At 59.2% G+C, this 16,817-nt stretch carries 13 protein-coding genes and 2 pseudogenes; 8 read left to right on the plus strand and 7 right to left on the minus strand.

The features are described from left to right. Positions 1 to 464: GntR family transcriptional regulator (locus AC0L4F_RS19300; RefSeq protein ID WP_244691019.1), on the plus strand; the 464-nt coding region annotated here is incomplete at its 5' end. A 52-nt stretch (positions 465 to 516) separates the two neighbouring features. On the opposite strand, the gene AC0L4F_RS19305 is transcribed toward AC0L4F_RS19300, so the two are convergent. The 7 genes and pseudogenes from AC0L4F_RS19305 to AC0L4F_RS19335 all read right to left on the minus strand — a co-directional run bounded on the left by AC0L4F_RS19305 (position 517) and on the right by AC0L4F_RS19335 (position 7,707). Further along, a complete protein-coding gene (locus tag AC0L4F_RS19305) occupies positions 517 to 1,926 on the minus strand; it encodes an FGGY-family carbohydrate kinase (protein WP_244691020.1) in 1,410 nt (469 codons plus the stop codon). Further along, on the minus strand, positions 1,923 to 2,237 hold the full coding sequence (rhaM, locus tag AC0L4F_RS19310; RefSeq protein WP_244691021.1) for an L-rhamnose mutarotase: 315 nt from the start codon (positions 2,235 to 2,237) through the stop codon (positions 1,923 to 1,925). The genes AC0L4F_RS19305 and rhaM overlap by 4 nt, the downstream gene beginning before the upstream one ends. Further along, the gene (locus AC0L4F_RS19315) at positions 2,237 to 3,223 is read right to left on the minus strand and encodes an ABC transporter permease (RefSeq protein ID WP_244691022.1); all 987 of its coding nucleotides are present in this window, start codon (positions 3,221 to 3,223) and stop codon (positions 2,237 to 2,239) included. The genes rhaM and AC0L4F_RS19315 overlap by 1 nt, the downstream gene beginning before the upstream one ends. Next, the gene (locus AC0L4F_RS19320) at positions 3,220 to 4,203 is read right to left on the minus strand and encodes an ABC transporter permease (RefSeq protein WP_244691023.1); all 984 of its coding nucleotides are present in this window, start codon (positions 4,201 to 4,203) and stop codon (positions 3,220 to 3,222) included. Before AC0L4F_RS19320 ends, AC0L4F_RS19315 begins: the two co-directional genes overlap by 4 nt. A gap of 9 nt (positions 4,204 to 4,212) precedes the next feature. Next, complete coding sequence (locus tag AC0L4F_RS19325) at positions 4,213 to 5,745, minus strand: sugar ABC transporter ATP-binding protein (protein WP_244691024.1); 1,533 nt, start codon at positions 5,743 to 5,745, stop codon at positions 4,213 to 4,215. Positions 5,746 to 5,862: 117 nt separating this feature from the next. Beyond that, positions 5,863 to 6,805, minus strand: a pseudogene (gene rhaS, locus AC0L4F_RS19330) (rhamnose ABC transporter substrate-binding protein). Positions 6,806 to 6,900: 95 nt separating this feature from the next. Next, positions 6,901 to 7,707 carry a DeoR/GlpR family DNA-binding transcription regulator gene (locus AC0L4F_RS19335; protein WP_244691025.1) on the minus strand — a complete coding sequence of 269 codons (807 nt, stop codon included), beginning with the start codon at positions 7,705 to 7,707 and terminating at the stop codon, positions 6,901 to 6,903. Positions 7,708 to 7,897: 190 nt separating this feature from the next. Between AC0L4F_RS19335 and AC0L4F_RS19340 the strand changes: the two are divergent. The 7 genes and pseudogenes from AC0L4F_RS19340 to AC0L4F_RS19370 all read left to right on the plus strand — a co-directional run bounded on the left by AC0L4F_RS19340 (position 7,898) and on the right by AC0L4F_RS19370 (position 16,810). After that, a pseudogene (locus tag AC0L4F_RS19340) lies at positions 7,898 to 9,999 on the plus strand (bifunctional rhamnulose-1-phosphate aldolase/short-chain dehydrogenase). A 65-nt stretch (positions 10,000 to 10,064) separates the two neighbouring features. Continuing rightward, the gene (locus AC0L4F_RS19345) at positions 10,065 to 11,309 is read left to right on the plus strand and encodes an L-rhamnose isomerase (RefSeq protein ID WP_244691026.1); all 1,245 of its coding nucleotides are present in this window, start codon (positions 10,065 to 10,067) and stop codon (positions 11,307 to 11,309) included. Positions 11,310 to 11,540: 231 nt separating this feature from the next. Beyond that, complete coding sequence (locus AC0L4F_RS19350) at positions 11,541 to 12,560, plus strand: tripartite tricarboxylate transporter substrate binding protein (protein WP_244691027.1); 1,020 nt, start codon at positions 11,541 to 11,543, stop codon at positions 12,558 to 12,560. 87 nt (positions 12,561 to 12,647) lie between these two features. Next, the gene (locus AC0L4F_RS19355) at positions 12,648 to 13,115 is read left to right on the plus strand and encodes a tripartite tricarboxylate transporter TctB family protein (RefSeq protein ID WP_244691028.1); all 468 of its coding nucleotides are present in this window, start codon (positions 12,648 to 12,650) and stop codon (positions 13,113 to 13,115) included. Further along, on the plus strand, positions 13,112 to 14,635 hold the full coding sequence (locus AC0L4F_RS19360) for a tripartite tricarboxylate transporter permease (RefSeq protein ID WP_244691029.1): 1,524 nt from the start codon (positions 13,112 to 13,114) through the stop codon (positions 14,633 to 14,635). The genes AC0L4F_RS19355 and AC0L4F_RS19360 overlap by 4 nt, the downstream gene beginning before the upstream one ends. A gap of 102 nt (positions 14,636 to 14,737) precedes the next feature. Then, on the plus strand, positions 14,738 to 15,391 hold the full coding sequence (locus AC0L4F_RS19365) for a TetR/AcrR family transcriptional regulator (RefSeq protein WP_244691030.1): 654 nt from the start codon (positions 14,738 to 14,740) through the stop codon (positions 15,389 to 15,391). Between the two features lie 267 nt (positions 15,392 to 15,658). After that, on the plus strand, positions 15,659 to 16,810 hold the full coding sequence (locus AC0L4F_RS19370) for a Gfo/Idh/MocA family protein (RefSeq protein WP_244691031.1): 1,152 nt from the start codon (positions 15,659 to 15,661) through the stop codon (positions 16,808 to 16,810). Positions 16,811 to 16,817 lie beyond the last annotated feature (7 nt).

Here is a 16,817-nt window from a genome sequence, read left to right on the forward strand (position 1 = left end):
TCACCCGGATTTCGGAAAAAGCGGTGTTGGATGCGATGTTTGTTCGAACCGCGCTGGAATTGGAATGTCTGCGCGCGGCGAGCGTGCGGCTGACACCAGAGTATTCTGCCCGACTGCACGCCAATCTGGACCAGCAAACCGCGGAGCTGGACGGACCGGATCATGCGGAATTTCACGCTTTGGATGACGCATTCCATGCGCTTCTCTGCGAGATTGCCGGCCAGCCCCAGGTTTGGCGGCTGATCCAGGAACAAAAGGCGCATATGGACCGGGTCCGCTATTTGACGTTGTCGCATATGCGCAAGGCCGAGGTGCTGGCGGATCACATCGCAATTGTCGACGCGCTAGAGGCCGGGGACAGCGCAATGGTTGACGCCCGGTTGCGGATGCATCTGGGCGATATTCGCACGGCCTTGGTCGGAATTCGCAAAGATAATCCGGATTATTTCGAAATCGACGGTTAGGCGGCTTCTGCGCGGGCGGGGCGAATGGCCACACCGGCGGGGGCGGACGGCCCTATGCTGTGCCGCTTCCCGCGCCTTTGTCTGCCATGCGATACCAATCCGCCGCATATTGCGCCAGATCTTCGGCCAGCGTGCGGTCAAGCCGGGGTTCGAAATTCAGTGAGCCAGACACATCTGGGTTGGCGCTGATGGTGTCGGTCCGGGCCAAAAGCGCCGCGCCCTGGCTTGTGCCTGTTGCGCTTTGCATCGCGGCGACATCGCAGCCGGCAATCTCTGCCAAACTTTGGCAATATAATCTGTTGCGCGCAAACGGGCCTTCTACAATCACCGGCCCGCTGTGCCCGATGTTAGAGAGGCACCTGCCGGTGATCAAAGCCAGATAAAGCGCCACCGCCGCGCCGCGCCGCGCGCTGCCGATTGCCGGTTCCGGCCCGATCCAACGTGCGGTTTGGCCGCGAAATGGCCCCGTGTCCGGCACCACCGCGGGCAACAGATGGATGCCAAGCTGCACCACATCCGCCAGATCAGCCTCGGTTGGCGTGGCATAGGCCCCGTCGGTGGCCAGATCATGCTCGCGTCCGCCCATGAAGCGGGCCGACGGCACCGGCGCGCCCAGGGCGTTGACGTTGATCAACACATCCTGCGTCGGGTCAAGCGGCACGGGTTGCGCACCAATGGCCATGGCAATGGTCCAGGTGCCGCTGGAAATCACTGAAAACGGCGCGGTGTTGCCCAGAATATGCGGCAAGAGCGACGCGTTGCTGTCATGCACGCCGCAATAGACCGGGGTCATTTGCGACAACCCGGTGCGGCGGGCCACATCGGGGCGCAGCGGCCCCAGAACATCGCCGGACTGGCGCGCCGGTGCGATCTTGTCTGCAATCCCCAACCGGTCAACCAGCGACGAAAACTGCCCTGAATGCGGGTTCCACAGATCGGTGTGACATCCAAGGGATGTCACATCCGTTGCCACACATCCCGTCAACCGATGGCCCCAGAATTGCGGATAGGTCACAATGTCCTGTGTGCGCGCCCGCAGATCCGGGTCTTTGGTAAATTGCCAAAACAGCTGCGCCCCGACATTCAGACCAGCCGCCAATCGCGGCGCGCCGGTTTCGGAAAACTCCGGGCGTATGGCATCATAGGCCGCTGCCGTTTCGTCCGGGCCGTTGTATTCATAGTCCAGGATCGGCGCCGCCAGATTGCCATCCGCATCCAGCAGCGCAACACAGGCACCATGCGTGGTGATGGAAATCGCATCCACACCATGATCGGCATGAAACGCCGTCAGCGCAGCAAGCAGAAATTCCCAATGCCCGTCGATGTCGAAATGTGGCCAGGGGGCGCCGGACAAAACCTGATTTGGCCGTGTGACCACAGCGATTTCGGTCAGGCCCTCAAGCGCGACCAGCGCCAATTTGGCATTGGTCTTGCCGATATCAATTACCGCAACATGGGTCATGGCATGTGAAACACTGGCACCAGATCGGCCACCAACGGCGCGTTGTCCGGGCCGGTTTCCATGATGTCGGCCATATGGGTCCACCATTTCTGCATGATGTCGGTCGTGGGCAATGCATCCATTCCGTGATCGTCCTTGCGCCACAACACACCAAAAAGAATATCGGTCTCTGGATCGAGATGGATTGAATAATCCGACACCCCCGCCGCGCGCAGCAAAGTCACCAGCTCTGGCCAGATCTCGTCATGGCGTTTGCGGTATTCCGCTGCGCAGCCCGGGTTCAGCCGCATCTTGAAAGCATATTTCTCCATCAGCGCGCCCGCCACATCGCCCAGAGCCGGGGCAGGGCAATCACCCCGATCAACAGAGCACCAATCACGATCGACATCACAATGCCCGGCACGTTCAACAGACCCAGACCAAAGGTCACCAGCCCCATGACAAAGGCGGCAATCACCACACCGGGAATGGTGCCGGATCCGCCAAGGATATTGATCCCGCCCAGCACAACCATGGTCACGACCTCCAATTCCCAACCGAACCCGATAGAGGGCCGGGTGGAGCCAAGCCGCGATGTCAGGCAGATCGCCGCAATCCCGGCCATCAAACCGGTCAGCATGAACAGAATGAACTTGATCCGTGCCACGCGGATCCCGGAAAACAATGCCCCGGTCGGGTTGTTGCCAATGGCATAGATGGCGCGGCCGAAATTGGTCTTGTGCAAGACAACCGCATAGATGACCGCCAACAGCGCGAACAGGACCAGCTCGAACGAAATGACCCAGAACACGTAGCCCTGGCCAAAATATGCGAAATCGATCGGATAGTTGTTATAGACCTGATCACCCAGCACAATGTAGCTGATGCCGCGAAACAGGCTCATCGTGCCGATGGTGACAACGATGGATGGCAAGCCCAGGCGCGTCACCAGAACGCCGTTGAACGCCCCGCACAGCACACCGGTGGCAAGCCCGACAAGGATCAGACCCGGCGTTCCGGCACCTGCTTCGGCGGCGGCGCCCATCGCGGTCGACGCCAGCGCAATGATCGACGCGACAGACAGATCAATTTCACCCGAAATGATCAACAGCGCCATGGCAAAGGCGATCATCGCCTTTTCGGTGAAGTTGAACGTCGCGTCCGAGAGGTTCCAGGCGTTGAGGAAATACGGCGAGGCAAAGCTGTTGGCGATGAATATCGCCACGGCCACCGCCAGCAACAGGGTTTCCCAGCTTTTCAACCGCCGCTCCAGCGGTGATTTCAGCCGGTCGGGAATATGGCGTTCCATCGTGCTCATGTCGCATGCTCCGCTGATTTCAGGATAATCCGGCCCTTTTCGCGATTGGCGCGTGCGTTCAGGGCGACCGCAATGATGATGGCGCTGCCGGAAATTGCCAGCTGCCAGAAGGGCGAGATATTGACCACCGGCAGCGCGTTCTTGATCACGCCAAGGAACAAGGCCCCCAGCACCGCGCCGCCCACCGATCCAATGCCGCCGGCAATCGAAATGCCGCCGATCACACAGGCCGCAACCACATCCAATTCAAACCCGCCGGCAATATCGACATAGGCCACCGCATAGCGCGACACCCAAAGATATCCGGTCAATCCCGCCAGCGCCCCCGACAGGGTAAAGGCCCAGAATTGCGTGCGCCCGACATTGATCCCGGTATAGGTCGCAGCATGGGGATTGCCGCCCACCGCATAGGCCGCCCGGCCCAGCGTCGTGCGCGACATCACCACGGTGAACACAATCACCGCAAGGATCGCACACCAGCTCAGCATCGGCAGGCCAAGGATTTCAGCGCGCGGAAAGGCCTTGAACGCGGCGCTCATCTCGTGGCTGTTGACCCATTTGCCGTCGGAAATCAAAAAGATGATCCCGCGAAAGATGGTCATCGTGCCCAATGTCACCACAATCGGCGGGATATCCAGTTTCCACACCAAAACCCCGTTCACCATACCCAGGGCGGTTCCCAGCGTGATGGCAATCACCACGATCAACACAACCGGCAGCCCCGGCGCGGCGACATTGATCATCGCCACCACCATGCCGGTCAGCGCCAGATTGGCCGCAACGGACAGGTCGATGCATTTGGTCAGAATCACGATCATCTGGCCAATCGCCAAAAGGATCAGTGGCGATGTATCGTTGAACACCGAGGCCAGATTGGCAGGGGCGACAAAGCCGGGAAACCGCAGTGCGATCAATCCCAGAAGTACCGCAATCGCCCCCAGCAACAGCGCTTCGCGCGAGGTCAGTAATCGTTGCAACATGGCTCTACCTCATATTCCCGCCGCATGGCGGACAAGCGTTTCCGGGCTCAGGTCTTCGCGGTTCAGTTCCGCCGCCATGCGGCCTTCGCGCATGACGATCACCCGGTCCGACATCCCCAGGATCTCTGGAATTTCCGAGCTGACCATAATGACGGCCAGCCCCTCGGCCGCCAATTCCGCCATGAATTCATGCACGGCGGCCTTCGATCCGATATCAATGCCCTTGGTGGGTTCATCCAGAATGATCACCTTGGGCTTGGTGGCCAACCACTTGGCAATCACCACCTTTTGCTGATTGCCCCCCGACAGGTTGCCAACATTGGTGTCCAGTGACGCCGCCCGCAGATCCAGCCGCCGGGTATATTCCCGCGCCAGGGCAAATTCTTCCGCCAATTGCAGGAACCCGTTCCGCGACGTGCGCCCAAGCGAGGGCAATGTGACATTCTGAAAGATCGGCAGGGCGGTAATCGCCCCCTGTTTGCCGCGATCTTCCGGCACATAGACAATGCCATTGGCAACCGCATCCGCAGGCGAGCGGATCTCAACCGCGGTGCCGTCAATCTTGACCTGTCCGGCAGACGGTTTGGTGATGCCAAACAACGCCTGCATGAACTCTGATCGACCCGCGCCGACCAACCCGTAAAACCCAAGGATTTCCCCCTGTTTCAGGGTAAAGCCAATATCGGCAAATTCGGTTGGGTGGCTCATGCCCGCGACATCCAGCACCTCGCGGCCCATCTCATTGTCCCGCGTCGGGAAAATCTGTGCCACATCACGCCCGACCATCATCTTGACCAGATCGGCTTCGCTGACATCGGCAATCTTGCCATCGCTGATGAACTGGCCATCGCGAAACACCGTGTAGCGGTCGGCAATCCGAAAGATTTCGTCGAACTTGTGGCTGATGAACAGGATCGCCTTGCCCTGCGCCTTCAGCTTGTCGACCAGCTCATACAGCTCTTGGATCTCTTTGTGCGACAGGGCGGCAGTGGGTTCATCCATGATGACCACACGCGCATCAATCGACAGCGCACGGGCAATGGCCACCAGATGTTTGTTGGCAATGCCCAGATCGCGCAGCTTGTGACGGGGGTCAATCTCGGCGCCGATCCCGCTCAGGATCTCCGCCGCGCGCCTTTCGATCGTCTGCCAGTCAATCAATCCGAACGCGCCACGCGGCGCATGCCCAAGAAAGATGTTCTCGGCGACCGACAATTCATCAAACAGCACGGTTTCCTGATGGATGGCGGTGATCCCGGCCCGTGCCGCATCTTGGGGCGTGGCAAAGCGGGTCGCCACACCATCGACCAGGATGTCGCCGCCGTCGGGCTGATAGATCCCGGTCAGGGTCTTGACCACGGTGGATTTGCCCGCGCCATTTTCCCCGATAAGGGCGGTGACCTCACCGGGATAAAGCGCCAGTGACACACCATCCAGGGCCTTGACCCCGGGAAAGGTCTTTGTGATCCGATCAAGTGCAAGAACGGGATTATCTGTGCCACCTGCCAGGGCAGGTGACCGCGCCACTGCGTTGCTGGACATACCTGTCTCTTCTTCTGTTTGGAAATATCCTGGGGTGTCTGAGGGGCTAGCCCCTCAGCTCTTTCTGCGCCGGGGGCATCGCCCCCGGCCTGTCGACGCGCGCAAGCGCGGCGAAACTCAGAAGATCGACTTGAAGTCGTCGATGTTCGAGCTGTCGTAGACAAAGGGGTCGGCCATCGCGGCGGAATTTGTCTCGTCCAAGGTGATGGTGCCCATGCGGCCAATCTCGATTTCCGCACCCGGTTCCGCTGTGGCGCCGGACGCCAGGGCATGTGCGATCATTGCCGCCGAATAACCCAGATCAATCGGGTTCCAGATGGCAAAGCTCTTGGATGCGCCGCTCTCGATGGCGCCTGCCATTTCCGACGGCAGGCCCAGACCGGTCACATTGACCTGACCGATTTTGCCCGCGTCTTCAACCGCTTGTGCTGCGGCCACGATCCCGACCGACGTCGGTGCAATGATCGCATCCAGATCGGGATAGGATTGCATAAGGCCCTGAGCCTCGCGATAGGATTTGTCCGCAAGATCATCGCCATAGACCGTGGCAACAACCTCGATACCGGGGTAGTCGCCCATCACCTTGTTCATTTCTTCGATCCAGATGTTCTGAATTCGTCGATGTGGTGGTCGCCGACAGCAGCGCAACTTCACCACCCTCGGGCAGGTGATCCGCCGCCAGTTTGATGATCATATTGCCGATCAGCGGGTTGGACGAGGGGTTCAGGTGAACCTGGCGGCCTGCTTCGGCGACGCCGGAGTCCCACGAGATCACTGTGATGCCGCGCTGCATCGCCTTCTTCAGCGTTGGCACCAGCGCGTCGGTGTCATTGGCTGAAACGGCAATCGCATCAACACCTTGCGCGATCAACGAGTTGATGACCTCAATCTGGCCTTCGGCGGTGGTGTCTGTCGGGCCGGTATAGATGATTTCGACATTGCCCAGCTCGCCTGCGGCCTCTTCCGCACCTTTTGCTGCAGCTTCAAAGAAGCCGATACCAAGCGCCTTGACCACCAGCGCGATGCGCATGTTGTCCTGCGCCATGGCCGATGTGCCCATAAGCGATGCACCAAGGCTGAGGCCGACGGCCAGTTTGGTAAAGTTACGACGTTTCATGATGGTTTCCTCCCAAAGAACATGAAGTATGAGGCGGTTTACGAGGCCGCTTCGTCCTCGTCCTGCGCCGCGCCCGATTGCGCGACGATCAGTTTGATGTCGGCGGCCTCCAGCATGGCGGCGGCCTTGTCGGTGATGCCCTCATCGGTGATCACCGTGTCGATCCGGGCCAGCGGGCAAAGCACCAGGCTGGAACGGTTCGCGAATTTCGTGCTGTCGACCAAAACCACCAGCTCATCGGCCTGACCGATCAGCTTTTGCTCGGCCTGAATTAGCAGCGGGTCGGCCTCCATCAGCCCGATGGGCCCAAGGCCCTGCGCCCCCATGAACATCCGCTTGGCATAGAAATTGCGGGTCACGTCATTGTCGAAGGGCGACAGAATGATGTTCTGTTCGCGGTAAATCGCACCGCCCGACAGCATGATGGTGTTTTTGGAATGCTTGAGCAGATGCTCGGCAATCGGAAAGCTGTTGGTGAAAATCTGGCAGCGCCGCGAGGCCAGCGGATGCACCATCTGGAACGTCGTTGTGCCACCGTTGATGATGATCAACTCGCCGTCCTGGCACAGGTCTACCGCCGCACGGGCAATCGCCTGTTTCTGCTTGCTTTGCATCGTCTGATTGACGGAAAACGGCCGCCCGGCGAGGCCGACGAATTGTGGCGGGCTGATCGCCTCGGCACCACCGCGCACACGGCGCAGCTTCTTCTGCATATGCAGGGCGGCGATGTCGCGGCGGATCGTGGCCTCGGAGGCCTCGGTCAGGTTGCACAGGTCCACCACCGTCACCATCGGCCGGTCTTGTACTGCGGATAGAATGATCCTGTGGCGTTCCGTTTCGTGCATGTCGTCCTCCCTTGGTTTCACAACATTGTTCAAAATCGCCAGCTGTGTCAATCATAAATCGTCAAAAGCAATCATGCTGCACTGCACTATGATTGAATATGATCGTTTATGATTGACAATTGCGCGCACCAAGGGCAGTGTCCAGCGCAAGTCAACATGCAGGACGCACCGCGTCATATGGGAGGACACCATGCTGAAAACCGTTGAAACTCAGTTGCTTGAAAACCGCTGGAGCGAGGCCGAAGCCGCAGGCATGAGCGAGTTGGAGCTGCTGCTCTATCGCTCGAACATTCTGGGCGCTGACAAACGCGTGACCAATTATGGCGGCGGCAATACCTCGGCCAAGGTGATGGAGGTTGATCCGCTCACCGGTAAAGAGGTCGAGGTGCTTTGGGTCAAAGGTTCGGGCGGCGATATCGGCTCGATCAAGATGGATGGTTTCGCGACGCTGTATATGGAGAAGCTCGAAGCGCTGAAGGGGCTGTACCGTGGTGTGGACTTTGAGGATGAAATGGTCGGCTATCTGCCGCATTGCACCTACAAGCTGAACCCGCGCGCGGCCTCGATCGACACGCCGTTGCATGCCTATGTGCCGCGCAAACATGTCGACCACGTGCATGCCGACGCGATTATCGCCATCGCGGCGTCGAAAAATTCCAAGGAACTGACGCAAGAGATCTTCGGTGACAGCATCGGTTGGTTGCCGTGGAAAAAGCCAGGCTATGAACTGGGTTTGTGGCTGGGCAAATTCTGCGAGGACAACCCCGAGGCCGATGGCGTCGTGCTGGAAAGCCACGGGTTGTTCACCTGGGGCGACACCGCGAAATCCTGCTATGACAAGACAATCGAGGTGATCAATACCGCCACCAAATGGCTGGGCGAAAAGACCGACGGTGTCGCGGCCTTTGGCGGTGCGCAACATCAGAGCCTGTCCGAGGGTGAGCGCCGTGCCGTGGCCGCCCGGTTGATGCCCGCCATTCGCGGATTTGTTTCCGGCAACCAACATATGGTCGGCCATTTCAACGACAGCGACGCGGTGCTGGAATTCGTCAACGCCAAAGGGATGGCGCCGCTGGCCGCACTTGGCACATCCTGCCCCGACCACTTCCTGCGCACCAAGATTCGCCCGCTGGTGGTGAATTTCGACCCGGCAAAAGGCAATATTGATGAGGTGATGGCCGGTCTGCCCGACCAGATCGCCGCCTATCGCGACGATTACAAAGCCTATTATGATCGCTGCAAAAAAGACGACAGCCCCGCCCTGCGTGACCCCAATGCGGTGGTCTATCTGGTGCCAGGCGTCGGCATGATCACCTTCGCCAAGGACAAGGCGACGGCGCGGATCTCGGGCGAGTTTTATGTCAACGCGATCAACGTGATGCGCGGCGCGTCTTCGGTCAGCGAATATGTCGGCCTGCCAGAGCAAGAGGCGTTTGACATCGAATACTGGCTTCTGGAAGAGGCCAAGCTGCAACGTATGCCGAAACCGAAATCTCTGGCTGGTCGGGTGGCGCTTGTTACCGGCGGCGCTGGCGGGATTGGCGCGGCCACGGCGGAACGGTACCTGCGCGAAGGCGCCTGTGTCATGCTGGCCGACATCAATGACGATGCGCTGGCCGCCACCGAAAAGAACCTGACCGGGCGCTTTGGGGCGGATGTGGTGCGCACCGTCAATATGAATGTGACCGACGAAACCGCAGTGGCACAGGCCTATGCCGAGGTGTCGGTGGAATTCGGCGGCGTTGATATCCTTGTGTCCAATGCCGGCATCGCCTCTTCCGCGCCGGTGGAAGACACCACATTGGCGCTGTGGAACAAGAACATGGAAATCCTGTCCACCGGTTATTTCCTGGTCTCGCGCGAGGCGTTCAAGCTGATGCGGGTGCAGGACATGGGGGGCGCGATTGTGTTCGTGGCGTCGAAAAACGGTCTGGCGGCATCGCCCAACGCCAGCGCCTATTGCACGGCGAAGGCATCGGAAATCCATCTGGCGCGTTGTTTGGCGCTGGAAGGGGCCGAGGCCGGTATCCGGGTCAATGTGGTCAATCCTGATGCGGTGTTGCGCGGATCGAAGATCTGGGAAGGTGAATGGCTGGAACAACGGCAGGCACCTATGGCACCGACAAGGAAGGGCTGGAGGAAATGTATCGCAATCGGTCGATGCTGAAACGCTCTGTCCTGCCGGAAGATATTGCCGAAGCGGCCTATTTCCTGGCGTCGGATCTGTCGGCGAAATCGACCGGCAATATCCTCAACGTCGATGCCGGCAATGTGCAGGCCTTCACGCGTTAAGACGACACTTTCGAAAAGTTATGGCCCGGTCACAGATACCGGGCCACACGCCAAGGGAGGACACCATGGCAGATACCTATACCCCCGCAAAACAAGCCTTTGCCGATTGGGGCGTCGATACGGAAGCCGCGCTTGACCGTTTGAAAACCATCCCGATTTCAATGCATTGCTGGCAGGGCGATGATGTGGTCGGATTTGAACAGCAAACCGGATCTTCTGGCGGTGGCATTCAGGCGACGGGCAACCACCCCGGTCGGGCCCGCACGCCAGACGAGCTGCGCGCAGATCTGGATTTTGCCTATTCGATGATCCCCGGATCGCATCGGCTGAACCTGCATGCCATGTATCTGGATACCGACGAGACCCCGGATCGGGACGAAATCGAATACAAGCATTTCGCATCCTGGGTCGATTGGGCCAAAAGCGGCGGCATCGGGCTGGATTTCAATCCAACCTTTTTTGCCCATGAAAAAGCCGACGACAATCTGACATTGGCCCATCCCGATGCCGGTATTCGCGCGTTTTGGATCGAACATGGCAAACGGTCGCGTGATATTGCGGCGCGCTTTGGTCAGGAGCTGGGGACCGCTTCGGTCAACAATATCTGGGTGCCTGATGGCTATAAGGATACGCCAATTGATCGGATGGCGGCGCGGGCGCGGCTTAAATCCTCGCTTGAAACCATGTTCGCCCCGGCACAGGACCGCGCCCATATGCTGGACGCCGTTGAAAGCAAGCTGTTCGGTATCGGGGTCGAGGCCTGTACCGTGGGCAGCCATGAATTCTACATGGGTTATGCGATCCGCAAGGGCACGTTGCTTTGTCTGGATATGGGGCATTTCCATCCGACCGAAAACATCGCGGACAAGCTTTCGGCCGTCGCTTTGTCGCTGGATAAGATCCTGTTGCATGTGTCGCGCCCGATGCGGTGGGACAGCGATCATGTGATTTTGCTGAATGACGACATTCAGGCGATGGCCAACGAATTGGTCAGTGCCGATCTGTTGGCGCGCACCCATATCGGGCTGGATTTCTTTGACGCCACCATCAGCCGCACGGCGGCCTGGGTGATTGGCACGCGCAATATGCAGCGGGCTTTGCTGCGGGCGTTGTTGATGCCGATGGATCGGCTGAAGTCCGCAGAAGCGGCGATGGACAATACCGCGCGTTTCACCCTGACAGAAGAGTTCAAGGACCTGCCGTTTGGCGCGGTCTGGGCGGAATTCTGTGCCCGTGCCGACATGCCGGTTGGTCTGGATCTGATCCGGGAGCTGGACAGCTATCAGGCAGGGGTCGCCGGTCGCGGATAGGCGCGCCGCGCTGCTGGAAACCGGCGGCCCACGTCGGTTGAAAGGAATCTTGGCCCTTTTGCAAAGCGCAATTGGGCCAGATTCACGCATTGTATCAGGTGCTTGGCCTTGGATGTTGCCGGTCCTGCCAGTGCCGCAGGTCAAAATGCCCAGACCCGAGCCGTCAAAATGTTTGACAGCTGTGGATCGCCCCCATAACCTACTAATTGGTAGCTAATGGAGGAGGAGACCATGACAGCACTGACCAAATTCGCGTGTCTTGCGGCGATTGCCGCACTTGCCACGCCGGCCATTGCAGAAGATTACAGCTGGAAACCGGATCGCCCGATCAACATCATCGTTCCATGGTCGGCGGGGGGGTCTACCGATCAGGTGACCCGCGTTGTTGCACCCATTCTGGAAGAGGCGCTTGGGACCGAAGTTGTGGTCGTGAACCAGCCGGGCGCATCCGGGTCAACCGGCACCAAGGCCGCGCTGGATGCGCCGCGTGACGGGTATACCTGGACCGCGAACGCCATTGCCAACAATGCCACCTATGCCGTGACCGGTCTGGTGGAAAACACATCAATCGACGATTACGCCATCTATCTGCACGTGGCCAATGTGCCGCTTGTTAGCGTGAACGTCGATGCGCCCTATCAAAGCTTTCCCGAACTGCTGGAGGCCATGGAAAGTGGCTCTGTGACGGTGGGCACCGCTGGCATCAACTCTTCCGGTGGGATGGCGCTTGCCGCGATCAAGGAAAGCGCCGAAGGCGAATTGTCTGGCGCGCGCATGATCACCTATGACGGTGGCAACCCCGCCGTGATCGCCGCCGCTAGCGGCGAGGTGCAGGTGACCACGCAATTGGCCGTGGAACAGACTGAAATGATCCGCGCAGGTCGTCTGCGGGCGCTGACCGTCTTGTCCGATACCGCCCTCGTGGTCGAAGGCATCGACCCGGTGCCACCAATCACCGAATTCCTGCCGGATTTCAAAGTTGCGGCAGATTATTTTGGTGTGTTCATCCCCACCGGCGCCCCGCAAGAGGTCTATGACACTGTCGATCAGGTTTGGCAGGATCATGTCATGTCGTCCGACGCGTTGCAGACCTATGCAAATGACCGTGGTGCGGTCTTTGCCCCCAGCTATGGCAAGGCCGCCTATGACAAGGCGATGCCGGTTGTCATCGCCGAGGCCTGTGCACGGGTCACCCGTGGCGAGGCCGTGATGGATCCGTCCGAAATCGGCATCGACTGCCCGGCGGAATAAACGCATTCTTCGGGCGGGGCGGCATGTCCCGCCCGAAGCGCGTAACCAGAGGTAAATGACATGCAAATGGCTTTGGCGGATCGTCTTATGGCGATCGTATTCCTGGCGCTTGGGCTGGCCTTGTTGGTTGGCGGCTACACGATGGAGCGGTTGGAAATCCGCCAGATCCATCCGGCGTCAATCCCCGGATTGGTGCCAATGATCCTTGGGGTGTTGCTCAGCATCTGTGCGGCGCTGTTGTTGATGACATCCTTTCGAAGCGCGGATGCAGACGGGGTCGACCCCGACCTTGTGCTTTCCGGCGGCTCCTGGACCCGGCTTGGCCTGACGGTCGTGGTCTGTACGGTCTATGCGCTGGGGCTTGTTGGGTGGCTGCCGTATTTCTGGGCGACGTTCCTGTTTACATTGACGTTTTCGTTGATCTTTTCCTTTCCGGTCACCGGTGACATCCGGGCGCAGGTGATCTCTGCCGCTGGCAGTCTGGCGCTTGCGGTTGCGGTGGCCCTGGGCACCATGTTGCTGTTCCGGGATCTCTTCTTGGTGAGGTTGCCATGAGCGGACTTTTCGATCTTTTCAACGGTTTCGCGACGCTGCTGACGCCGACGATGTTGTTTCATGCCGCCTGGGCGACCTTGCTGGGCATTGTTGTGGGCTCCTTGCCGGGGTTGACCGCGACGATGGGCGTGGCGTTGATGACGACGTTGACCTATTCGCTCGACTCGACCACCGCGATCCTTGTGTTGATTTGCATGTATGTCGGGGCGATTTATGGCGGGTCGCGCAGCGCAATCCTGTTGAATATTCCCGGCACCCCCGCCAGCGCGGCCACCGCTTTGGACGGCTATCCCTTGGCCAAGGCCGGGCGCGCCGGATATGCCATGGGGCTGGCCACCGCCGGGTCGGCACTGGGAACGCTTGCCGGTGTGGTGATGCTGGTGCTGATCGCGCCGCCACTGGCCGAAGCGGCGTTGAACTTTGGCAGTTTTGAATTCTTTTGGCTGGCGGTGTTCGGCATTCTGATTTCCGGCCAGCTGACGGCAGATACTACACCGCTGAAAGGTTACATTGCCGGGATTCTGGGTCTGGCGGTCGCCATGATCGGATCCGAAGGCATCCACGCCCATGTGCGGTTCAACATGGGCATTTCCGATCTGAATGCCGGTATCGCGCTGATCCCCGCCATGGTCGGGGCCTTTGGGTTTGCCGAGGTGCTGACCGCGATGTGGAACAAGGCCGGCGAACTGGCCACCAAGAAGGACAAAAGCGACCGCACCATTCCGCATATGGTGGATCTGTGGCGGTATAAATTTACCATCGCCAAATCCGGGTTGATCGGCACCATGGTCGGCATCATTCCCGGCGTGGGCGAGGATATTGGCGCCTGGGCCAGCTATGCCACCGCGCGCAAATCTTCGAAAGAAAAGGAAAAGTTCGGCCATGGCAGTTACGAAGGTCTGATTGCCGCGGAAACCGGCAATTCGGCAGTGGTGCCCGGATCTCTGATCCCGGCGATCACGCTGGCGGTGCCGGGTTCGGCCAGTTCTGCGGTGCTGATCGCCGCGCTCTTTATCCATGGTATCCGGCCCGGTCCGCTGATCATGATTGAACAGCCACATTTTGTCGGCCTGATCAGCGCCATGGTGGTGATTGCCACCGTGTTCATGGCGATTTACGGCCTGACCCTGACCAAGGCCTTTGTCCAGGTGTTGCGCGTGCCCTATTCCTATCTGATGCCGGTGGTCTTTGTGCTTTGTGTGATTGGCACCTATGCCCTGAGCCAGCGGATTTTTGACATCTGGATCATGGTGGCCTTTGGCGTGATCGGCTTTGTCCTGCGGCAGATGAAATACCCGATGGCGCCGCTGGTGCTGGGCATTATTCTGGGGGATCTTCTGGACAAAAGCCTGCGGCGCGGATTGACGCTGAGCGATGGCGAGCTGGCACCGTTTTTCGCCCGGCCTGTGTCTGCCGGATTTGTGGCGCTGATTGTGTTGTCGATTGCGATGAATATCCCGGTTGTGCGGCGCGGCGTTCTGGCGCCATTCCGATGGATCGGGGCGCGGTTCAATGCCTGATATGGTGTGCGGCATCATGGTCGCCACCACCACACTGGCAGCACGCGACACGGGCTGATAGGATTGCCGGATCGCAGCACGCCGGATGCGCAAAGAGGATAGATGGCCAAAAACGTTTCCCCGATCCGCAAGAACAAGAAGCGTAACCCGCAAGTGACCCGCGCCGCGATTCTTCAGGCCGCTCTGGAAGAATTCAGCACCGTCGGCCATTCCGGCGCGCGGGTTGATCGCATCGCCGAGCGGGCGGGTGTCAGCAAGCCAATGATCTATGATTACTTTGGCGACAAGAACGCGGTCTATGCCGCCGCCCTGCGCGAGGCCTATGTCCAGATTCGCCACGGTGAAACCGCCCTCGACCTCGACAGGCTTGCGCCCGACGAAGCAATTGGCGCTCTGGTGCATTTCACCATGAACCATTTCTGGAACAACCCCTGGTTCCTGCGGATGTTGAACACCGAAAACATGATGGGCGGCGAAACGATCCGTCAGGTCGATGACCTGGCAGAGATTCAATCGGTGCTGTTGCGCCGGGTCGAGGAAATCCTGCGCCGTGGCCATGCGGCGGGCCTGTTCCAAAAGCAGATTACACCGGTCGAACTCTATATATTCATCGCCTCGGTGTGCTGGTTTCCGATCTCCAACATGCACACTTTGCGCGTGGTGTTTCGCGCGCCAATTGCCGAAGATTGGCTGGAAACCCATGCCAACAAAGCCGCAGACATGATCGTGAGCTATCTGAAAACCAACGACATTTAATCTATTCGGCATGCCCCGGCAGTAGGGCAGTTGCCCCCGCGCCGGGGGCGGAAAATCTTTCGTCTTCATCAGACCCACCCGTCAAAATCACCGATCTTTGGCTTGCGTCGCTTGACAGAAAAATCATAACCTACTAATTAGTAGTTTATGGATCGTCGGGAGGAGGACCACCATGTCGCACGCATTTGCCGACGCCCCACCACGGGGGACATCCCCCGAGGGCAATCACCACTTCAGCCAGACCGCAGGAATAAGGAACCACAGACAATGACCACACAGCGTATTGGCATCATCATGCACGGCGTCACCGGACGGATGGGCATGAATCAGCATTTGATCCGTTCGGTTCTGGCGATCCGGGATCAGGGTGGCATGCTGTTGAAAAACGGCGACCGGTTGGTGCCGGATGTGATCATCGTTGGCCGCAACGAAAAGAAGATCGCCGAACTGGCCGCCAAACATGGCGTTGACCGCTACACCACCGATCTGGATGCGGCGTTGGCCAATCCCGACGACACGATCTTTTTCGATGCCGCCAGCACCCAGATGCGCCCCGGCCTTCTGCGCAAGGCGATTGATGCCGGCAAACATGTCTATTCGGAAAAACCCGTTTCCGAAGGTCTGGAAGAGGCGATTGCCATCGCCAAACACGCCAAGGCCGCAGGTGTGAAAAACGGCATCGTGCATGACAAGCTTGACCTGCCCGGATTGTTGAAGCTGAAGCGCCTGCGCGACAGCGGCTTTTTCGGCAAGATCCTCTCTGTGCGCGGCGAATTCGGCTATTGGGTGTTCGAAGGCGATTGGATGCCGGCCCAGCGCCCGTCGTGGAACTATCGCAAGCAGGACGGCGGCGGCATGGTGTCGGATATGCTCTGCCACTGGCGCTATGTGCTTGATAATGTTGTTGCTCCGGTCAAATCGGTGTCCTGCAACGCCGTCACCCATATCCCCGAACGCTGGGACGAAAACGGCGAACGGTATGACGCCACCGCCGATGATGCGGCTTATGCGACCTTTGAGCTGGAAGGCGACATCATTGCCCAGCTCAACAGCTCGTGGTGCACCCGCGTGCGTCGCGATGACCTTGTGACCTTCCACATCGACGGCACCCATGGCAGCGCCGTGGCCGGTCTGCACACCTGCTATTCCCAGGCACGCGCAAACACGCCCAAGCCGGTCTGGAACCCCGATCAAAAGCAGACAATGAATTTCTTCGATGATTGGGTCGAAGTGCCGGACAACGCGGATTTCGACAATGGTTTCAAGGTGCAATGGGAACAATTCCTGCGCCACGTGGTCGAAGATGCCCCATGGTCCTACACGCTGGAAGAAGGCGCCAAAGGCGTGCAGCTGGCAGAACTGGGCTATCAAAGCTCGCAAGAGCGTCGCTGGCTCGACGTTCCGGCGCTGGACATCTGAGGGGGGA

It is taken from the genome of Marinovum sp. J2-8 (genome assembly GCF_055808435.1).

What these genes read in the sequence shown, in the direction of transcription:
- AC0L4F_RS19305 (WP_244691020.1), bottom strand. Translation starts at nt 1,926, where the DNA reads ATGACCCATGTTGCGGTAATTGATATCGGCAAGACCAATGCCAAATTG.
- rhaM (WP_244691021.1), bottom strand. Translation starts at nt 2,237, where the DNA reads ATGGAGAAATATGCTTTCAAGATGCGGCTGAACCCGGGCTGCGCAGCG.
- AC0L4F_RS19315 (WP_244691022.1), bottom strand. Translation starts at nt 3,223, where the DNA reads ATGAGCACGATGGAACGCCATATTCCCGACCGGCTGAAATCACCGCTG.
- AC0L4F_RS19320 (WP_244691023.1), bottom strand. Translation starts at nt 4,203, where the DNA reads ATGTTGCAACGATTACTGACCTCGCGCGAAGCGCTGTTGCTGGGGGCG.
- AC0L4F_RS19325 (WP_244691024.1), bottom strand. Translation starts at nt 5,745, where the DNA reads ATGTCCAGCAACGCAGTGGCGCGGTCACCTGCCCTGGCAGGTGGCACA.
- AC0L4F_RS19335 (WP_244691025.1), bottom strand. Translation starts at nt 7,707, where the DNA reads ATGCACGAAACGGAACGCCACAGGATCATTCTATCCGCAGTACAAGAC.
- AC0L4F_RS19345 (WP_244691026.1), top strand. Translation starts at nt 10,065, where the DNA reads ATGGCAGATACCTATACCCCCGCAAAACAAGCCTTTGCCGATTGGGGC.
- AC0L4F_RS19350 (WP_244691027.1), top strand. Translation starts at nt 11,541, where the DNA reads ATGACAGCACTGACCAAATTCGCGTGTCTTGCGGCGATTGCCGCACTT.
- AC0L4F_RS19355 (WP_244691028.1), top strand. Translation starts at nt 12,648, where the DNA reads ATGGCGATCGTATTCCTGGCGCTTGGGCTGGCCTTGTTGGTTGGCGGC.
- AC0L4F_RS19360 (WP_244691029.1), top strand. Translation starts at nt 13,112, where the DNA reads ATGAGCGGACTTTTCGATCTTTTCAACGGTTTCGCGACGCTGCTGACG.
- AC0L4F_RS19365 (WP_244691030.1), top strand. Translation starts at nt 14,738, where the DNA reads ATGGCCAAAAACGTTTCCCCGATCCGCAAGAACAAGAAGCGTAACCCG.
- AC0L4F_RS19370 (WP_244691031.1), top strand. Translation starts at nt 15,659, where the DNA reads ATGACCACACAGCGTATTGGCATCATCATGCACGGCGTCACCGGACGG.